This window comes from Paenibacillus pinihumi DSM 23905 = JCM 16419 (assembly GCF_000422505.1).
Classification (GTDB): Bacteria; Bacillota; Bacilli; order Paenibacillales; family Paenibacillaceae; genus Paenibacillus_D; species Paenibacillus_D pinihumi.
Map to the genome: position 1 here is coordinate 727,240 of NZ_KE383865.1, position 19,988 is coordinate 747,227.

16 protein-coding genes and 1 pseudogene are annotated in these 19,988 nt (G+C 41.5%); 11 read left to right on the plus strand and 6 right to left on the minus strand.

The features are described 5' to 3' along the window. Positions 1-504: 504 nt before the first annotated feature. From catA to H583_RS34055, 4 genes and pseudogenes are all read left to right on the plus strand, one after another. Positions 505-1,164 carry a type A chloramphenicol O-acetyltransferase gene (catA, locus tag H583_RS0123665; RefSeq protein WP_028562643.1) on the plus strand — a complete coding sequence of 220 codons (660 nt, stop codon included), beginning with the start codon at positions 505-507 and terminating at the stop codon, positions 1,162-1,164. Between the two features lie 287 nt (positions 1,165-1,451). Beyond that, positions 1,452-1,649, plus strand: a pseudogene (locus H583_RS37685) (MerR family DNA-binding transcriptional regulator); the annotation flags it as partial. Positions 1,650-1,853: 204 nt separating this feature from the next. Next, positions 1,854-2,402 carry a hypothetical protein gene (locus tag H583_RS0123675; protein WP_028562645.1) on the plus strand — a complete coding sequence of 183 codons (549 nt, stop codon included), beginning with the start codon at positions 1,854-1,856 and terminating at the stop codon, positions 2,400-2,402. Positions 2,403-2,447: 45 nt separating this feature from the next. Further along, positions 2,448-2,993 carry a GNAT family N-acetyltransferase gene (locus tag H583_RS34055; protein ID WP_081667468.1) on the plus strand — a complete coding sequence of 182 codons (546 nt, stop codon included), beginning with the start codon at positions 2,448-2,450 and terminating at the stop codon, positions 2,991-2,993. A gap of 39 nt (positions 2,994-3,032) precedes the next feature. On the opposite strand, the gene H583_RS0123685 is transcribed toward H583_RS34055, so the two are convergent. The 5 genes from H583_RS0123685 to H583_RS0123705 form a co-directional block, all read right to left on the minus strand. Continuing rightward, complete coding sequence (locus H583_RS0123685) at positions 3,033-3,791, minus strand: ABC transporter permease (RefSeq protein ID WP_028562646.1); 759 nt, start codon at positions 3,789-3,791, stop codon at positions 3,033-3,035. Further along, a complete protein-coding gene (locus tag H583_RS0123690) occupies positions 3,791-4,552 on the minus strand; it encodes an ABC transporter ATP-binding protein (RefSeq protein ID WP_028562647.1) in 762 nt (253 codons plus the stop codon). Before H583_RS0123690 ends, H583_RS0123685 begins: the two co-directional genes overlap by 1 nt. A 12-nt stretch (positions 4,553-4,564) precedes the next feature. Then, positions 4,565-5,431, minus strand: a complete 867-nt coding sequence (locus H583_RS0123695; RefSeq protein ID WP_028562648.1) for a pentapeptide repeat-containing protein — start codon at positions 5,429-5,431, stop codon at positions 4,565-4,567. A 14-nt stretch (positions 5,432-5,445) separates the two neighbouring features. Further along, positions 5,446-5,775 (minus strand): PadR family transcriptional regulator, encoded by a 330-nt coding sequence (locus H583_RS0123700; RefSeq protein ID WP_028562649.1) that lies wholly within the window; start codon positions 5,773-5,775, stop codon positions 5,446-5,448. Between the two features lie 643 nt (positions 5,776-6,418). Next, positions 6,419-6,763 carry a winged helix-turn-helix transcriptional regulator gene (locus tag H583_RS0123705; RefSeq protein WP_028562650.1) on the minus strand — a complete coding sequence of 115 codons (345 nt, stop codon included), beginning with the start codon at positions 6,761-6,763 and terminating at the stop codon, positions 6,419-6,421. A 186-nt stretch (positions 6,764-6,949) separates the two neighbouring features. Between H583_RS0123705 and H583_RS0123710 the strand changes: the two genes are divergently transcribed. The 5 genes from H583_RS0123710 to H583_RS0123740 all read left to right on the plus strand — a co-directional run bounded on the left by H583_RS0123710 (position 6,950) and on the right by H583_RS0123740 (position 16,885). Next, positions 6,950-7,492: an NAD(P)H oxidoreductase gene (locus H583_RS0123710; protein ID WP_028562651.1), complete on the plus strand. Its 543-nt coding sequence runs from the start codon at positions 6,950-6,952 to the stop codon at positions 7,490-7,492. 517 nt (positions 7,493-8,009) lie between these two features. After that, on the plus strand, positions 8,010-8,975 hold the full coding sequence (locus H583_RS0123715) for a hypothetical protein (protein ID WP_028562652.1): 966 nt from the start codon (positions 8,010-8,012) through the stop codon (positions 8,973-8,975). Positions 8,976-10,690: 1,715 nt separating this feature from the next. Continuing rightward, the gene (locus H583_RS34060) at positions 10,691-12,031 is read left to right on the plus strand and encodes a gluzincin family metallopeptidase (protein WP_051236891.1); all 1,341 of its coding nucleotides are present in this window, start codon (positions 10,691-10,693) and stop codon (positions 12,029-12,031) included. Between the two features lie 420 nt (positions 12,032-12,451). Continuing rightward, positions 12,452-15,751 (plus strand): LodA/GoxA family CTQ-dependent oxidase, encoded by a 3,300-nt coding sequence (locus tag H583_RS0123735; protein ID WP_028562654.1) that lies wholly within the window; start codon positions 12,452-12,454, stop codon positions 15,749-15,751. Between the two features lie 3 nt (positions 15,752-15,754). Beyond that, positions 15,755-16,885, plus strand: coding sequence for an NAD(P)/FAD-dependent oxidoreductase (locus H583_RS0123740; RefSeq protein WP_028562655.1), 1,131 nt, complete (start codon positions 15,755-15,757; stop codon positions 16,883-16,885). Positions 16,886-17,074: 189 nt separating this feature from the next. Here H583_RS0123740 and H583_RS34065 read toward each other — a convergent pair whose 3' ends face one another. Further along, the gene (locus H583_RS34065; protein WP_245585979.1) at positions 17,075-17,761 is read right to left on the minus strand and encodes an endonuclease/exonuclease/phosphatase family protein; all 687 of its coding nucleotides are present in this window, start codon (positions 17,759-17,761) and stop codon (positions 17,075-17,077) included. Between the two features lie 482 nt (positions 17,762-18,243). On the opposite strand from H583_RS34065, the gene H583_RS0123750 reads away from it, so the two are divergent. Then, a complete protein-coding gene (locus tag H583_RS0123750; protein ID WP_051236892.1) occupies positions 18,244-19,575 on the plus strand; it encodes a S8 family peptidase in 1,332 nt (443 codons plus the stop codon). Between the two features lie 92 nt (positions 19,576-19,667). Beyond that, positions 19,668-19,907: a hypothetical protein gene (locus H583_RS0123755; protein ID WP_028562657.1), complete on the plus strand. Its 240-nt coding sequence runs from the start codon at positions 19,668-19,670 to the stop codon at positions 19,905-19,907. Positions 19,908-19,988 lie beyond the last annotated feature (81 nt).

Below are 19,988 nucleotides of genomic sequence, written 5' to 3' on the forward strand. Positions count from 1 at the left end.
GTCCATTTGGTGATGTACTTCTTTGCGTTTTACTGAAGTGCGTTCAAGTCAACACGGAGTGAGTGAATAAAGGATGAAAGCATTTTCTGCGAATCCCAAAGTCGTGCCGCCGGGTGGTCATGCCTAGAATTTTTGAAATAATAATAGTAAATCAACAAGTATGGAAGCGATTAACAATGAGCCAACTACGCTAACCCTATACAGTGGGTCATACCAAATGGTATAGTAATAGTTGGAATTATAGGGACTGTTTTAATGTGCAATGTTATCTGTATTGCGATTAAGATCATGAAACCCGCTGGACCAGCAGCATTTTTATCCTCTATGTGGGTAATATTGTGGATGTGTATGAACTGGAGCGCAAAGACAAAGGAAACTTACTCCTTGCGGTAAACTTCGGAAGAAATCAACGGCTAACACAAAATATATGAGGAATGTGAATGAGGATATGGTTAAAGCAGTCGATTACCCCTCCTAAAATTATAAATTTTAGGAGGGTAAAAAATGATTTTTAATCTGATTGATAGTGATAGTTGGACCAGAAAACCTTATTTTGAACATTATTTAAACCATGTCAGATGTACGTACAGCATGACCGCCGATATTGACATCACCTTGTTGCGGGCAGAACTGAAGTATATGGGGATTAAGTTATATCCGGCTTTAATCTATATGATTACGACGGTGGTCAATCGTCACTGTGAATTCAGAACTTGCTTTGATTCGGAGGGGCGGTTGGGCTTTTGGGATTGTATGTCTCCCAGCTTTACCATATTTCATGAGGAGAATAAGACGTTCTCAAGTATTTGGACTCCGTTCAGCAAGCAGTTTCAAACGTTTTACGATCATTACCTTCAAGAAATCGAAACGCACAAGAATGCGAAGCAGTTATTTCCTGACACGAATGAACCACCGAACACGTTCCCGATTTCCAGCATCCCTTGGGTTAGCTTTACTGGATTTAATCTGAATGTCTACACTGGGGGAACCTATTTGCTGCCCATATTTACGATAGGAAAATACCACTCACAGGACCAAAAGGTATTGCTGCCTTTATCGGTACAACTTCATCATGCAGTCTGCGACGGTTACCATGCCGGTGTGTTATTTAATGAGATCCAAGAATTGGCTGTGAGTTGTAAGAGCTGGTTGGCAGGTAAATGATCGAACACAAAAACCGTTGAACTCCGGGGCATTTCCGCTGCGTTTATCAGTTTTGTGTTGTAATCCTCCTGAACATGCGGCTCGTGGGGGAAAATCCATGTTAGTAAATTTAAGTACATCCCCCAAGGCTATATGCCTTGGGGGATGTGTTTTTTTGTGCTTGGAAGCATCTATCGGTACCTGAAAAGGGAATACTTGGGTTAGGGGATTGGCATAGTTTCACAGTATAATTGTATGAAAGCTTCAGTAACTGAAGATATTCATCTATGAAATTGGAGGCGGATTTATTGCATTCAAATGACAACACGGAGCTGCTGAAGCAAATATCTGCTGATTCCGGGATTAAAGAGAGTACCTATCCGATTGGTGAAGTAGCCAAAATGATTGGCTCCAAAGTTAGAACGATCCGTTACTACGATGAAATTGGATTAGTAAAGCCCACCAGTCATACCGAGGGAGGGCATCGACTATATACCACGGAAGATACTCGCGACGGATGTCAACCGTTTCTAGCGTTGCTGTGCCGCTATCATTTAAATTACTCAAAATGGTTGCAGCAACGAAGGGATGGCGGAGTTCATTCTATTCTTTTATAATAATTATAAATTATGGATATTCCAGGCGGCTAAGCGATCTACATATTACTTAAGCAAGATGTGCTTATGCATGGAAGCTAAGGGAGGACACTTATGCTCAGGTTCTTAATTGTTTTGCTATTATTAACTTTACCCTTATCGATATTTGCTGGATGCAGTCCTGCTGAAAAGTCATACAGAACACCTGAACAGGCATTCGCAGCTGCAAATGTGAGATCAAAGGGTATAATCAAGAAAGTGGAACTAACGGATGGTGCAATTATTTTCTATAGAGGTTCAAATAATGATGCAGGGGTAGGCTTGGCGAGGAAATATGATGGCAATTGGAAATGGGTTATGGGATCAGGGATGGTTAATGCGAGTAATGAACCCGTCTCGTTTTCTTGGGCTAATCTTGACCGAATGAAAGAATCAGGACAGGGGTACCATCTATTTTGGGGAAGCGTAAATAACGATGAAATAAAAAAATTACACATCGCTGACGATAATGGACAGGATCTTAATGAAGATGCTATATTATTTGACTCTGGTTTAGGTTTTAGAATCTGGTATGCGATTTCAACAGATTATTATGGAACAACACCAGGAATAAACGCAACAGGCTATGATAAAGAAGGTAAAGTTGTGTATCAAAATGATTAGATCCGGCTCGTAATACATCGCATATTAGGCTTAGTTGCCTTGGCGATGTATTTTTTTATGCTCAATACTCCTGCACGCCGTCTTTTACAATGTGCAATTGAATTACCACCTACAGTTTCAGGGGCAAAAAAATTCACAGAGGAAAATGCAGATTTTTCTTCAACAAATGGACGAATCATGTTTACGATTGAAAATCTGAACGGTGAAAGTATAGGCGGGATCAATTTAAACAGCATCGACGAGAGAAACGGTACATTTAGTATAGGTATAGTCATTGAGAAACCTTACCGTGGCAAGGGTTATGGTACCAAGGCTATGAAAATTCTCCTCAAGTATGCTTTCTTTGAACGAAGACTTAACAAATTCAATGACTCTGTTCTTGAAGGAAATGAAGGCTCTGCGAAGATGATGAAGAAACTCGGCTGTGTTCAAGAAGGTGTACGTCGGCAAGCCGTGTATATAAATGGGCAGTATTTGGACTTTATTTTGTTTGGTTTAACGAAAGACGAATTTATTGAAAAGCAAAAAAGAGGAGGGAGAGTTGAAGTAGAACAAACAAAGAAAATAGCCCGCGAAGCCGCAGCTTCATGAGCCATATCGGATCATTTTTCTTGTTTGTAGAGTATAATTTCACACCCGATTTTTATATACCCTCATTGCGAAGAAGTAGGCGAGGAGTGTAATCCCTACGCACCACGCAAGAGCGATCCAAATCCCATTGCCTACCGGCTGACCTGACAGGAGGGCTCGAATAGCTTCCACGATCCCGGTCACAGGCTGGTTTTCGGCAAAGGCGCGAACGACTAAAGGCATCGAATCGGTCGGCACGAACGCTGAGCTGATAAACGGCAGAAAGATAATGGGGTAGGAAAAGGCGCTTGCGCCATCCACCGTTTTGGCGGACAGTCCGGCAATTGCAGCAACCCAGCTTAAGGCCAGTGTAAACAGCAGGAGAATGCCGGCTACTCCAAGCCATGGCAGCAAACCCGCCGATGAACGAAAGCCCATAAGGAGCGCTACGAGAATGATGACGACAACCGATATGGCGTTGGATACCAATGAGGTCAGCACATGCCCCCACAGCAAGGTGGAACGTGAAATCGGCATAGTGTGAAACCGTTCGAATATGCCCCGTTGCACATCGGTGAACAGGCGAAAAGCCGTGTAGGATATCCCGCTGGCAATCGCAATAAGGAGAATGCCGGGCAACAGGTAATTTACATAGTGACCGTCTCCGGTGTGAATGGCGCCGCCGAATACGTAGACGAATAGCAGCATTAAAGCGATCGGCATGATAGTGACCGAGATGATGGTGTCCATGCTGCGGGTAATATGGCGCATGGATCGCCCAAGCATAACGCACATATCGTTGAAAATTGCCTTCTCCATTATATGGCCTCCTTTTTGCCGACGATTGCGAGGAAGATCTCCTCTAATGTCGGCTGTTTTTCAACATACTCCACCTTTGCGGAAGGGAAAAGTTTCTTTAGCTCCGAAAGTGTGCCATCAGCTATAATCCTGCCCTCGTGCAGAATCGCAATCCGGTCGGCGAGCTGTTCGGCCTCCTCCAAATACTGTGTGGTCAGGAACACTGTCGTGCCGCCATCGGCAAGCTCCTTGACAATCTTCCAAACTTCGATTCGTGCCTCGGGATCAAGCCCGGTGGTCGGCTCGTCGAGGAAAATAATCTGTGGTTTCCCCACGAGACTCAAGGCGATGTCGAGCCTGCGGCGCATACCGCCTGAATACGTAGATACCCTGCGGTCGGCAGCCTCTGTCAGACCAAAGCGCGTAAGCAAATCGTCTGCAACCTGACGCGGATTGCCGAGGTATCTGAGCTTTGCAATCATGATCAGATTTTCCCGTCCGGTCAAAATTTCATCTACGGCGGCAAATTGCCCGGTCAGACTGATCACTTGCCGCACATTATCGGGCTTGGATGCAACGTCAAATCCATTTAAGGTAACGGTTCCGCTGTCCGCTTTGAGCAGCGTGGTTAGAATTTTGACAACCGTTGTCTTGCCCGCGCCATTGGAGCCAAGCAGGGCGAAAATATTACCCTTTTCCACCTCGAAATCAACGCTCTTTAGGACTTGATGCTGCTTGTAGGACTTTTGCAGCCCCTTCACTTGAATGGACTTGTTTTGCATATTTTATCCTCCTTATCTGACCGTAACCTTTGATAAATGGGCCTCCATGCCTTTAAGTGCTGCATAAGTCAGCTTATCCATGATTGCGCCGTCGAAGCAGATCGTTTTGATGGCACGGTAATATTTTTTGGAAAAGGTGAAGGGGGAGTGGAAGGACACATTTTTGAACGATGCGCCTCTAAACGAAACGTCGTTCAGTGCCGCCTTCTCAAATTTGACACCGTTAAAGGTTTGCCCGTCAAAAAATAGGCCCCGCAGATCGGAAGAATTGAAGTCAACGCCGTCAAACATACAGTTTTCAAAGCTCGTTTTTCTGAGGTCGGTCATGGTCAGCTTGACGTCGGTCAGCTTTGCTCCTACGAATTTTGCTCCAACCAGCCACGCCTTGCTGTAGTTGGTGCGCACAAGGACGGATTGAGTAAAGCTCGCATCCGAAAGGTCAAGGGAGGATAGATTGCAGTCAGTCAGGTTCGCCCGGTCAAAAAGGGCGCCGCGCACATCGCTGGAAGCAAAAGAACTGCCGGTCAAGTCTGCGTCCGTGAAGTCAGAGCCCCGCAATGTGCTCGATGTGAATTTTGCTTTGTGCGCGACAACGCCAGCAAAGTCGCTCTCTGACAGGTTGCTCGCGCTAAAATTCGTCACCACTTGCCGCTCCAGCGAGCGGGATAGGTTGGCGACCTCCTGTACCGTTTGCTCAATGTCGCCGATGCTGTCAATGGTTATCGCAAAAGCAGTTTCGTCGTCCTTGCCCTCGGCTTTGAGTTCGAGGAACCGTTCCTGCAAATCGGAGAGCAGGTCGGCCTTTAATTCCGTGGCGCTTTTTACCCCGTCGTATGGTGCAAAAACGCCGTTCAAATAGTTGGTCAATTTCTCATTCATAACTTCAACACTCCTTATAGTAAGTTTTCAAGCACACGCTTCGCATACTCCCAATTGGTTATATTGCGGGTGTAAGTCGTCTTGCCCTTCTCAGTAATCCGAAAATATTTACGCCGGCCACCCTGAGACTCATCACCCCAGTACCACTCAATATCACCGTCCGACTCAAGCCGCCGGACACTGGAGTACATTGTGGCTTCCTTTAATTCATACTCGCCGCCTGAGCGCTCTCCAATCAGTTTGACGATCTCGTACCCGTAGCGGTCAGCTTCGGACAAGAGCCGCAAAATCATCGTATCGGTATGTCCGCGCAGCAGGTCGGATGTAATTTTGTTCTCGCTCATGTAATCACCCCACATCTGTATAATAAGGCATACTACTATTACTGTCAAGGTAATACTTTTGACCAAATACTTTGATTGGAAATATCAATCCATGCAAGGCTAACAGCCAAGCCATGAAGCATGGAAAGGGTAAGGCGAACCGCGCAATTCATGGAGACATTTTTTCGGGCCGCGCTCTATATACCCGTACATACAAAAAAAGGCCAGGGAGTCCACTGCTAAGTGTGACATCTCCCTCGGCCCGAAGTTAATGCATTTGCACAAAAACCAACCCATTTAATCTGCGCTTCTTGAATTTATTTAATATTTGCTTTCAACCAGCAAATTATAGACGACATCCAACTGATGTTCTACAGAAATCGAATCACTGAGAAGAAATGGATTGCAATCAATATTGTAGATCTTTCTCGATTTCCCGGCTGGCGAATTTGCAATCAGCTTTTACACTTTCTTCAGATATTCCTCTGCGCGCCATTAACAGCCAGAAATAACCGGTCGCCTATGAAATCCGGAATCACCTCGGCAGATATTTCCCATGTCTCTCCAGCACAACGACACAAATCTGGAGGGCTATTATATTTTTTTGATTAATCATTTCTCTTTGATTTGCAAGAAAACAACGCTGCCTTGTATATCCGCTCTCTTAGCACTGCTCTAAGAAGGCTGAACTGTCTCCATTAATTTTTTCCAGGTGATTTTCTCCCCACAAGCAGAAGCTTTCCAGCACTGTTTTCAGGCTCAGACCGTAGTCACTAATTTCATACTCCACTTTGGGAGGAATTTCATAGTGTACGATCCGGTGGATGATACCATCCTTTTCGAGCTCGCGTAGCTGCTGTGTCAGCATTTTAGGGGTTATACCGGGAATTAATCTTCTCAGTTCATTCGTGCGCTTTTTACCAGTATCCAAATGAAATAGAATAATACTTTTCCATTTTCCGCCAACGATCTCAAGCGCTACCTCCAAACCATTGTGATATCTCTTCAAGTTAACAACACTCCTATTTAGCTAGTATGAAAATTATACTAATGCACTTTTAAGTACCTATTGCACTTTAAAGTGCATACTTCACGTTACGATATATTTCATACATAATAACATCTGTAACCGGTTATTGACTACGCTTTGGTTAAGAAGCTGCCGGGAATAGACACAAAGGAAGGTCGTTTATCTATGAAAGCTCTTGTCACTGTCACTCACCCTCGCAAAGATTCTCTTACGTATCATGTCATGGACCGTTTTATAGAAGGCTTGAAGCAAAACAATCACGAAGTAGATCTATTGGATTTATATCGCGATGGCTTTAACCCAGTGTATACGGCTGAAGATGAGAAAGACTGGCAAAATCCGGATAAAATCTATGCTCCTGTCGTGCGTAAGGAAATGGATCGGATTGTTGCTGCAGACACACTTGTTTTTGTATTCCCGTTATGGCAGTATAGTGTACCTTCGATGCTTAAAGGGTACCTGGACAAAGTATGGAATCTTGGATTGTTCGGGAAAGTGGATGAGAAAAAAGTGCTGTGGATCTGCCTGACTGGCGGGGATCAAGCGCATATGTCCAAATACAAGCGTGAAGAGATGCTGACACAATATCTTAATGTAATCCTTGCTGGCTACGCCAGAGTGAAGGAATCCAGGGTTGAGCTGTTATACGATACCCTTTCGGAATCCAAGCAGCATATTGAGAGCTTGCTGGAACGTGCTTATCATTAGGGCACGAGTACGAATAAGAAAACAAAACGATCTGTCAGATTAGAGAATAGACTAGTTACTTTTAAAAAAATGGGATAGTTAGCTCAAATCACGGCTGACTATCCCTTATTTATTTTCGCTATATTTCCTGCGAAGTTGGTACTTTTCTAATATAATGGTATTTTAATAAGAGAAATGCCCTCGCAGTGTATAAAGATCAAGCTCCTTTTTGCATGACAGGGCTCAAAACATCTTTTAAGTTTAAACGGCCAATCGTCGGAAATCGGCGATTGGTTATTTAGTTGTTGCTTCAAAAACCAATTGTCTGTCTTTGCTTACGGAAGATGATCCACAAAATGGTTGACACAATAAAATAAACCATATAAAATTATTTAAATAATGGAATTTGTATATATTTTTTACATTGTAAAATTATCCTTAATACCCTTTTTTCTTTTAATACGGTTACATATGCTTTATGTAAACTAGTTGATAAGCTGGCCAGCTATCATAAATAACAAATTAAGGTGAGGTACGTATGTACAAAAAGACGATGCTGATAGTTTTATCGATTGTACTTGTCTTTTCTTCTAATGTGTTTGCCGCTTCAGAAAATAAAAAATACCTAGGATTCACAAAAGAACAAATACTTGAACAAAATCGATCTGTAGAATTAAATGAAAAATTGATAGCTTTCTTAAAAGCAAACTATTCAAACGTTATTAGCGAAGATCATCAGTATACTATTGACGAAAATGGGAATAGTGTATTTTTACCGGAAAGGGACCTTCTGAGTATGCTAGATGGTACTTATGAGATTTCGTTATCCGAGGAAGAAAATTCAGATTTCTCAACCCGAGATATTACTAGCCCTTTCAAAACATCTTCAAACTCAACCTCTGTTACGGTTGAAGTCCGATCTGCTACGGAGTCCAATATTGTTTGGCTGGCATCATTTTCACCTATTCCGGGTACAACTTCGGTATTAGAGCTTGTTTTGGATCAAGATATTAAAGCAGCAGTTCAAGCTGCATCCACAGATATGATGTATTTAGCAGCTGGTGCAGGACTAGGTAAAATATTGCAAATCAGTAAGGTTGCATATGCAGGGAATCAATTTTCCAATATGAATAATCAATTAGTTAATTCTGCAGGTTATCTGACACAACAAGCTGCTACAAACAGAGGGAGTAAGTACTTTGTTAGTGGGGGTAGTCCCATTGGTGCTAAGCACCTTGCTTTAGCTGTTATGCGTACTCCTAGCAATTATCAAAGTGGTGATGTTACAGTTTATTATGACTCACAAGGAATATATAAATTGACATATTCAAAGACAGCAAAACTTCATGATGGTGATCCTGCGCTTACTGCTTGGTTTACTGTTACAGAAGCAATACTTAGAACACAAGCTGAAAGAATTGCTAAAAGTTTTGAAACGAATAATTTTCATATTGCCAGTCAGCTTTACATTAAAAATTGGGAGACTTACTATGGTTTAGGATAGTAATAATTTGAGAAAGTGAGATTATTATTAATCAATCTCACTTTCTCAAAAAGGAGAACTAATGAGTAAAATTGAATTGATATCTGAATTTATCATTTATTTTTTGTTTGTACTTTATTTCTGGTATACGGCAAAAACAAATAATATGACTTTATACTGGACTGCTGCTTTATTACCCGAATTGCTAAGAAGAATGATTTATTATCTGCTGGGACTATTCCTTGTGGTTTATTATATTCTGTACAGGTTCCCAAACGTAATGGCTACTTTTTATAAACTTTAGTGCTAAATGTCAAGATAGGTATTTTGACATTAGCTAAGGGTTGAAATGATTCACAAGATTAGAAATAGCTCAGGTGAATAGGTGGAATACCTGTCTTTCATCGCGACTTGAATTTGTTCGGCGGATTGAATCTTTGCTCTTACACCAACTCACGAATCGCTTGTTTGCTTCGAAATTTCTCACTCATACGTATTCCTTCCGAAACCGATTATTTATCGGAACATAGTATGTCTCACTTTACTCGATTTTAAAGTTTGCACAGTTCATTTTGCTGCCCCGATTTGTGGCTACAAACAGGATCGTCAATAGTCTGATTTTCTCCACGTACAGTAGAATAAGAACTATTTTTTGTGTTTGTATACCAATCAGCGATAACCAACCTTCCATTCAAGCTTTTTCCAAGAAATTCAGCAGGTTCAGCAAAGTTGCCGACATCCTTTTTAACGCGTTACCTGAGCACAGTAAGCTTGTTTCTGAGGAACAGCTCGTATTGGGTTGTAATCTTTTTTTGCATATATTGTTTAAGGTTTTCGTTATCCATATAAGTATCCAAATCAATGTTTCGAGCCGTTCCAAATTGCTTTGTAATATGCAGACAGATCTTCAGTACACAAGGTATAAGCTGAGATAAAAAAGTACATATGAGATATTCAAACTAGCAAAAAATCGCTGATATTGAAACTTAAAATAATAATTGAAGTCGCTCATAAGAGCGTCTTTTATTTCAAGAAGGAGGTAAGATGCTGATTAAAGCGCAGACAGCCGTTTACTGATCTACAACCCTAACATTGCACGTCTAAAATAGCTATGATATGCTTATATTAGAAATAAGGGGCGATGCCAGTCGCCCCCTGCACAACATTTTTTTGGGGAAACCTCCAGATGATGTTCCAGAGAAAATAACCTGCTCCCGGTGGCAAACTCGGGCGGGTTATTTTCGTTTATTCAGGTAAGTAAGAAAAGCGAGGAAAAACATTCCCAGCATAATTACTTCTGTCAACGAAAACTGCATAGTATCACCCCGCTTCTTGAGGCGATACTTTCCCACCCAAGTCATGTTGCACAAAATTAGTGTACCAATAAAAAAAAATAACACCTAAGATCGGTCATATCCCCGTCAAGTAGACAGTTGAAAAAGCTTTAAATTAGGCGAAAATTGCTTCCCTAGTTTGGAGTGGCTCCATTTTGCTTCGGCGCCCCACCGGTTATTAGATAAGACCACAACTTAACAATTTTGATGGTGTATTAGGGATTCAACTACATCAGTAATGCCCGAGAGACCATCAGTTAAGTTTGTGGACAGATTTTTTCCATTTAAGCATAGAAAATTAACCCGCAGCGGATAATAGTTTTGGTCGAATCGCTTCAATATTCGGTAAGTATTTAGATTGGATTGATGTTCAAAATCTCGATTAGAAAGGATTTAAAACTCATGTCTCAATTATTAGATGCACAAGCACGGGAAAATGGTACAAGGTTCATGATTTACCCGCAAAATAAAAAGTTAAAGGGATTCGAACAACCTGAGGTAGTTTACATTAATTTACCTCCAGGTTCAATTCAAGTAGGCCCTGAAGATGACAGAATGTATGTAGTCGATGCTAAGGATAAGCATGAATATCGCATTGTCGGTGAAGGGCCTCGATATAGCGGTCCTCGGTTTCCCCCGGTACAGCCAAATGAAGAAGGTCATTTTGATCATATTCATCCTGACGATCGGGCTTTTTCTTCGACAGTTATGTATGCTACTGTTAGACGAGTATTAGATATCTGGGAAGATTATTTTGGAGAAGATATTAAGTGGTTCTTTCATGAGGCCTTCAATAAATTAGAGCTTATTCCGCGAGTAGAATGGAATAATGCTCAATCAGGCAACGGGTTCCTCGAATTCGGCTTTGCGTGCAAAGAAGTAGTTGAAAGGAAGTGTGTAGAATTAGACTATAACAATCCTTATTGTGAGAATTTCGACGTTCTGGCGCATGAAATGGGACATACAATCAAAAATTCTATTATCGGTTGGCCACAGCATCAAGAAGAAACTGAGGAGTATCATGGACATCATGAAGCGTTCGGTGACTTAATTGCAATTGTTTCTGTTATGCATTTTGATACGGTGATTGAATATTTACTTAGCCATACCAAAGGAAATCTCTTTTCCAAAAACGAACTCTCAAGGGTTGGTGAATTAGATCAATCACATGAAATTCGTATGGCCTTTAACGATAAAAAAATGTCAGAAATTCAGCCTATATTCGATGAGAGAACAGGAAGATGGGTAAGAGAGGAGCATGAACTGTCGAAACCATTTACTGGTGGGGCTTTTGATGTGTTAGTTGATCTATTTCAGCTTAATTTGATCGAAAAAGGACTGATTGCTAAGGAGCTTGGAGAACGCGCATATGAGACACATTTCCAACATGTAACACAAGAAGAAAAAAATAAAATTCAGCAGGAATTTGAACAATGTTATCAAGGGAAAGAAAGAGAATTTAAAGATGCATTACTTGATGCGCGTGATTATTTTGGCCGACTCATGGCAAGCGCTTGGAGAAAAACTGAACCAAATGATTTTTATTATTGGAATGTTGTGGAGAATATGATTCGTGCTGACCAAGAGCTAAGCAATGGGAAATATGAACAAACAATCCGCGATTGTTTTGTCTGGAGGGAGATCAATGCAACAGCAACGGATCGACCGCTCCTCAACACGCATATTGTAAATGAATTAATCCATTTTCCAAATTCTGAAACAAATGAAGCCTCAACCCATTAAATTCATAGTCGTCCAAAGTGACAAAGTTATTTCTAGCTAGACATGGAGAGAGTGAAGCTAATCTCAGCGGAATAATGGAATCCAATTAGACTCCTCTTTTACCAATTATGGTATTCAACAAGTCCATTGTCTTGCTGGACAGAGAACTTGCATTGTATTTGTATATAGAGCCCTAGCACCAGAGCAAACATTAACTACTCCCGGATCCAAAATGAAACTGTAAGTTTGGTATTTTTCCGGAATGATAAGTATTGTGTTGAGCTAGAAGCCGGTATCAGCTATTTGAATAACATGACTGTGATTTAGCCGCCTTAAAATGGCGGTTTTTTTAATGCATTAAATGGTAAAAAATGTATACAATTGAACTTTAATGGATAGAAATGTATTAGAGAAATCCCGAGTAGCGAAGGAGAGCGAATAATGGAAAGAAAAATAGTATCTTGTAAAATTCATCCTGGTATAGGAATTTCTAGAATCGGAAATAGTCCTGAACAATATTTTATAGGACCGGAGTCTTTGAAAGGTATTCCACAACCTGAAGGGGGTTTCAAAGACGCAGAAGGACGAATAAAACGCCAAGCTTGCCGATTCCGTATTTACGGATATGATGAGCAAGGAATACCTGTAAAGGAGATCTCACTGCAAGATGCGGATATTACTTGGAGCGTTACACTTGCCAATATCAAAGCATCCTGGCGCAAGTTTGACGGTCTTAATCCGAATGGAGAGTGGCGTAATGATCTCAAAGGGGATGCCCGAGCACAGTTGGAAATTAAACCCGGCGAGCGGACGATAAGCGGAATCAACCAAGGTGGAGAGAATCGTTATAAATTTGAAGGTGGAAATTTTCTTGGGGTGGAAGTTCCGCTTGGTGAATTAAAGACGGATGAATCGGGTAGATTGCTGGTGCTCGGAGGGTACGGATTTTCCAGTACGACCAAAGAAAACAATCCAATTACTCACTATGCGAACAACGAATACTGGCACGATGATGTATCGGATGGTCCAGTTTCAGCTATTGTGAAATTGAAGGCGGATGGGACTGAAATGAAAGCCTTAGACAGTTGGGTCATCGTAGCCCCTCCAAAGTACACTCCTGGTTTTGAAAACATCGTGTCTCTCTATGATGTGGCGTTAGAATCCGCTGTGAAAAAGGGATGGGCTACGGTTCCAAAGAAGCCGTCATTTACCAAGGATATTTACCCGATCTTCCGAAGGGTAATGGAATTGCAGTGGCTTAACAAAGGGGTTTTGCTTTACCATCGGATTAAAGGGGGGGATGGGAATTTTTTTGAAAATATCGATAAACTTGCTGATAATACGTCGGAGAGTGCCGAATTGCGCAGTAAAATTATTAACCAAGTTCGAAATCCCAATCTAACCGGGGAACAAGCAATTCAGCAAGCAAATTATTCATTCATGCCTCCGATGTCCGGTGATGGCGGAGATGCTGAGAGGAACAAGCCCGAAACATGGTTAACGGTTACCAAGACACAATATGCTTTATTGGAACAGTGGAGTCAAGGCAATTTTGAATCTGACTGGAATGGTTCCCCTACAGAGCTGCACCTAGAAGATATTCGCGTAGAAGATCAACCTGAAGTACTAGACAAGGCAGGATTAACGCTTTGCATTGGTGGTGCATTTTATCCTGGAATTGAATCTACTTGGATAATGCGCCATGAAGAGATCTATATGGAACCTTTCCGAATTAATGCCGGTAAATACCTTGCTGGTGAGTTTACCAAAAGAATGGCAGTGCCATGGCAGTCAGATTTCTATGATTGCACGGTTTTGACGGCTGAGAGCATTCCTACCTGGTGGCCCTCACATCGACCAAATGACGTTATGACTGAGGAAACCTATAAGAAGCTGCTTCATACGGGTCCCGAAACACTTAGTGAAGAAAGTGAAAAGACATACATCAATTCTCTATTTACCAAACGGGATGATTGGGCTCGAGGTGTTGGATCAGGCAATAATGACCACTCAGGTAATAATGACATGGTAATCAAATGGAGTAAGCTAGGATTTATTACACCAAAACCAGGACTTCATGGAGAAACGTACTATATTGAAACTGAACGTGGTAATTTGACAGACAGTCAATTTGAGTTCGAGGAAGTAACTGAGCGTGAATACTTCTATATTTTGATGAATATTGATTCTCATCAACAATTTTTACCTCAGATCCGAAGATTAGCACAAAAATACTTGAACGAATCGTGGTTAGCACAAGATGATTCGGCATTCCCAAACATGTATCGATTCTTTGATTACACTCCAGAAGCATTTGATGAGAGAATGCAGTATATTTATGACCGGCTCGTATTTGACTATGAAAATTATGATGTTATTAAGGATCTCGAAAAGTTTCCGCGTAAATTTATAATCGAACGAGCAAAACAATCAGCTCCTTTTAATCTTGTAGATGGAGCTTGGATACAAAATGTTGCGAAAGCAGGACCTATTGATGAAGTCAGATCCGGATTATTTTCAATTTGGGCTGACGAGGCTGGAAACGGAATCGTAGAACATAATCACTCTAACGTCTATCGCGATTATTTGCATGGACTCGGGATTTATATGCCTGAAACCAGTTCGCGAGCCTTTGTCGACCAAAAAGATATATGGGATGAATCATTCAGTAATCCAGTCATGCAATTAGCAATTTCCCAATTCCCTAATGAGCTGCTGCCTGAGATTATTGGAATGACCTTGTATCTTGAGTGGGAAGCGACACCAACACTATCTCAATATGTTGAATTGTTAAAGAAGAGACATATCGATCCGCATTTTTACAGTCTTCATGTTGCGATCGATAATATTGCATCTGGGCATGGTGCAATCGCTAAAGATATAGTAAAAATATACTTGGATAAAATAAGAAGAGAAGCTGGGGAAGAAACAGTATCTCAAGTTTGGAAGAGAATTTGGAATGGGTATCTCTGCTTTCTAGTGACGGGAACAGTCGGTGATATGCTTCTCAGAATTAGAGACAAATTCGATGAGTCCCCTGAAGCAAGAAGAAAACGAATGATCGATCTAATCAAGAAAAAGGCTCCAGTTGCAAAAACAGCACATGGAAAGGCGTGGGATGGTGAATTGAATAAATCCTTCGAGAATCCAGAAGGATTGTTGGAGAAATTAATTTCACAGAATTTAATTGTTCCGGGGCAGCCGGAAAACAGCCCCTTCCTTGAACTGTTGAATTTCCAAGGTCCAATGTACAAGGTGTTCACGGAACAAGAGGTTGAAGTGATTCGCGATTACATCCTTTCGTTGAAGGATTGTCAATCATCTTCTCCGGCTCCTACAAGAGATACGGGAACCGCTATGCGTGATCTGATCAAGATAAAGGCAGCGGCGGGAAGCTCAAGGCATCCTGAATCATCTACCCTGACTAGAAACGGTGAAACCAAGACTATTAATGAGTGGTTTGCTGATCCCGAGGGAATGATGGAGGCTTTAATTCAAAGTAAATTCGTAGTGCCTAAAGACGTATCAAACAGCCAGTTGTGGAAATTGGTCAATTTGGGTGGGCCGATGGAGCCCTTCTTCAACAATGACGAACGTAACATCATCAAAGAATGGATTACTGATGGATGTCCGATACCAAAGGAATTACAGCACGCATCCTTTATGACAGCGATAATGAGCTACAATCCTGACAAACATAAAAAACTGCCTAAAGTGTGGGGATTAGGGATGGTTCACTAGTCAATGAAAACTAGTTATTCAGATGTTAACTTTGATGTAGTAGTAATTGGTGGAGGCCCTGCCGGGGTCTCTTCTGCTTTGCAGTTGGCCAAACGAGGGGTATCCGTTGCGTTGGTTGAACGCAGCCTTGAACAAGAGGGACGTATGGGAGAAACCATTCATCCGACCATCAAACCATACTTGCAAAACATGGGACTATGGGAGCGCTTTTGCCTGGATCAACATTTACCTTCTTACGGAAACCGCTCTGCATGGGGGGATTGTTTACTCAAAGAAACCCAGTTTATTTTTACTCCATATGGAACTGGTTGGCATCTGAATCGAGACAAATTTGACATGATGCTGACAGATTCAGCAAAACAGGCTGGTGTCCGCGTGTTCACAGGAAGGATAGTTCGTTTACTGCACAAATGTTCTTCCGGCAGGTGGTTGATTCAATTGAATGGAGAGTACGAGACTATGTCGGCGCGAATGGTAATAGATGCGACTGGACGAACGAGCAAGGGGGACTCGTCATCGAGGACTCAACGAATGAGGGTGGATAATCTAATTGGTATAAGAGGTATCATGTCTATAAAACCTGGAATGCTTCGGGACTTGTACACGTTAACGGAATCGGTGGAAGACGGATGGTGGTATTCGGCATTTGTTCCGTCTGGCCAACTGGTCATATATTTCTTCACAGATGCGGACATTGCTAAAGATAAGGGCTACTTGTCAATTGAAGGCTGGACGTCAGGCTTGCAAAAAACACTTTATACCAAACTTCGCTCTAGTTTTTGTTTGACAGGAGGAAAGTTGAAGATACGAACAGCCGCGAGTAGTTGTTTGACTAAGATTGTGGATGAAAATTGGCTGGCAGTTGGTGATGCGGCATGTGCTTTTGATCCACTCTCTTCCTTTGGTATTCAAAAAGGACTAAATATGGGTGAAAAAGCGGCATTGGCAGTCACCGATTATTTGCAGTCTGGATCCTTCTCTTTTCTCCAAAAATACGAGAATGATGTAAGAAGAAGTTATCGTGACTATCTTGTGCAATGGACGAAATATTATAGTATGGAGCAACGCTGGGGGAATTCGAAGTTTTGGGAGCGCCGTCACTACAGCGATCTTTCCAACGAAATCTTGGATTAGCTTTATGATTCTAAAACCTATTGATCGGAAATTCAGGAATGTTGCTCCGAACTAACAACGACACTAACATTAGTTCTTTGAAATCCCCTTGAAATAGAGATTTCTAATTTAAAGAGCATAAGCTTGTGTCGCGGTGAAAAAAGTTAAGAAGTAGGTATAGCCCGGCAAGTAGAAAGTAAAAAAAAGAACTCATGCAGCGATCGCTTTCCAGTATTTCACTGGAGAGCGGTTGTCGCCGAGTTGTCTAGTGTCAATGTACTGTCTTACTCGCATGGCTTCAGCCGAGTTCCGCCTTCGGTTCCTGAGTGCTTCGTGAATATAATTCTGGCGAGTGACCGGATCTTCCCACATTTCTTTGCCGCGATTGACAAAACTTGATTTCGTATGAAGCACTATAAGTTGTAAGGAGTCTCCTCCTATTTGAGCATTAATAACAAGCGGTAAGCGAGTGAACTGATATGCCTCAAGATGCTCATCACCATCAACATCTGTCAACCACTCGTCAATTAGACTCGTAATATCAGAGTGAGAAGCCAGTTTTATAAAACTAACAGCTTCTGGTTTATAAAGTATTGCTGTCTTTTGTTCGCGTCCAGAATCGCTTAGGAAAAACTGGTATATCGGTCCTCCATTTCTAGAAAGGTATTGCTGTATGAACAGTGCCATCTCTTCAGGACGACTAGGTCCTTCCTGTACAGCCAGAATATCAGGATCAATGTCCCTTATAGTATTCGCTGCTCGACGGGCTGTTTCATCTGTATTAGAGGTATGGCCTTCCTTAGTGAAGTTAGGTCTAAAAGCTGCAGGCTCTGCATCATGTGTAAACCAATCGTTCATCCATTCAATATTGAAACTGGATATTCTAATTTTTGGCATTATGTGATGCCCCTTTCTAAAAAAGATAAATATATCTCAGCCTAACAATCTCATTAGTTACAATCGCTGTTCAGGAGGTATTAATTTAGCTACCAACTCTCGTGAAATTCATATCAAGCATCAAAACCATGGACAGCAATTTTTGCACATAGATCAATAATCTGATAAAACTACGTCACCCTCGTTCTCAAAGTAAAACTTTCCTAGTTCAAGCAAGTGCTTTATTATTGTTGGTCTGTAAAACGAATAAAAAATGATCGTTCTGTGACTGGCATTGTTTCTCTTTTCGTCGAAATATTCTCTTACGAACTGGCTGATTGGCCATGCCAGTCCTTTAAGATAATGAAATTTCCTCATAAATTTAGAAGAGGGACGTTAGTGTAATGTCGGGTGTGAAGAAAGGTTAAAGAATATTTTCGTTACATTTTTGGAACACTTATTAACTGGGTTGTAAATTCTAAAATAATAAGGAGGAGACTTAAATGAACCCATTAATTGGGGACGTTAATAAGAATGTATATACTGGAAGATACATTGTAACGTTCCGTCAAGATGCTATTCAAGATGGAATGAGATTACTTAATAACTTAACCGGCGTGAAGAATATTCCGACAACATCAGATTTCATTGAAGGTAACTGGAATATTGACCAAGTCAAATCTGCAAAAGGCGCCGTTTATGAGAAATTAGGTGTTGCTGTTATTGAGGCGGATGAACAACAAATGATGCAATTACAAATGGCTAATGAAGATGAAAAAACATCAATTATTGCTTACGAACCCGAACTGATGATGCATGCCATTGAAGATTTGAATCCAATTGAGCTGAATAATGGAAATGATGCAAATATACCTTTAAGCTACATCAAAGGCTGCCGTGATGAGATAGATAGCCTTTACCAAAGACTCGTTTCAGGTGATTTAAATATATCCACGACGGATCAACAAGTAATGGAGGTATATGAGGATACCTCAATGGAAACGTGGGGACTTCAAGCTACTAATGTTAACAATTCGCAGTATAGTGGGCGCGGGATTCGAGTTGCTGTACTGGATACCGGCTTTGATTTTTCCCATCCAGATTTTAGGGGAAGAAGAATCGAAAGCCAATCATTTGTCAGCGGTGAGACCGTTCAAGATGTACATGGTCATGGCACGCATTGCATTGGAACTGCTTGCGGTGCTCGATCAAACACCGGACAACGATATGGGGTCGCTTATGAAAGTGAAATTTATGTTGGGAAAGTTCTCGGCAACTCTGGTAACGGTGATGATATGGGGGTCTTGGCCGGCATCGAATGGGCACTTTCTAATAACTGCCATATTATTTCAATGTCATTAGGTCCTGCAGTTCCCATCTGTACAACCACGATTGCCTACGAACAAGTTGGGCAACGTGCGCTACAGCAGGGTGGCCTAATAATCGCAGCCGCAGGTAACACTGCTAATCGAGGCCGAGGAAATTTCAGTTGTGTCGGACGTCCAGCCAACAGTAAATCGATAATGGCAGTAGCCGCACTTAATAATCGATTGCAAGCTGCTAGTTTCTCACCAAGGTCTGGAAATAATGAGGGAGGGGAGATCGATATAGCAGCGCCGGGCGTAAGGATATTTTCTTCGTGGACACTGCCCAATCGTTATAAAATAATAGACGGAACTAGCATGGCAACACCTCATGTATCAGGTATCGCGGCGTTGTTCGCTGAAGCATATCAAGCCCGTGGCTATCAATTATGGCAACTGCTTTCAAGTAATGCCCGTAGGCTCTCTCTTCCGAATTTGGATGTTGGTGCTGGTATCGTTCAAGCGCCTTAAAGATTAAAAGGAAAAAGGATACCGGAGTCATTTAAATGACTCCGGTATAAATTGAAAGTCAGTTAAATGACAATTCTATCGGAGGTAAGTTCATGGAGACCAAAGATGTAATAATTACAGTGGATGGGAAACATTTAGACCGAATAGAACAGGTAGCAGATGACCTCAGAAAATCAGGTTTTATAGTTAAAGATGTACATAAAATAATCGGCATAATTACTGGAAAAGTAACAACCACGATGCGACCTAAAATAGCAAATATTGATGGGATTGTTACAGTGGAAGAAAAACAAAATGCAAAAGTACCACCACCAGATTCTGAGATACAATAATCCTTTGATTACTGTTTGAGCTCTCCGTAGAGGAAGATGTTTTCATCGAGCCCCTGTAAAAAAATGAGAAATATTATACAG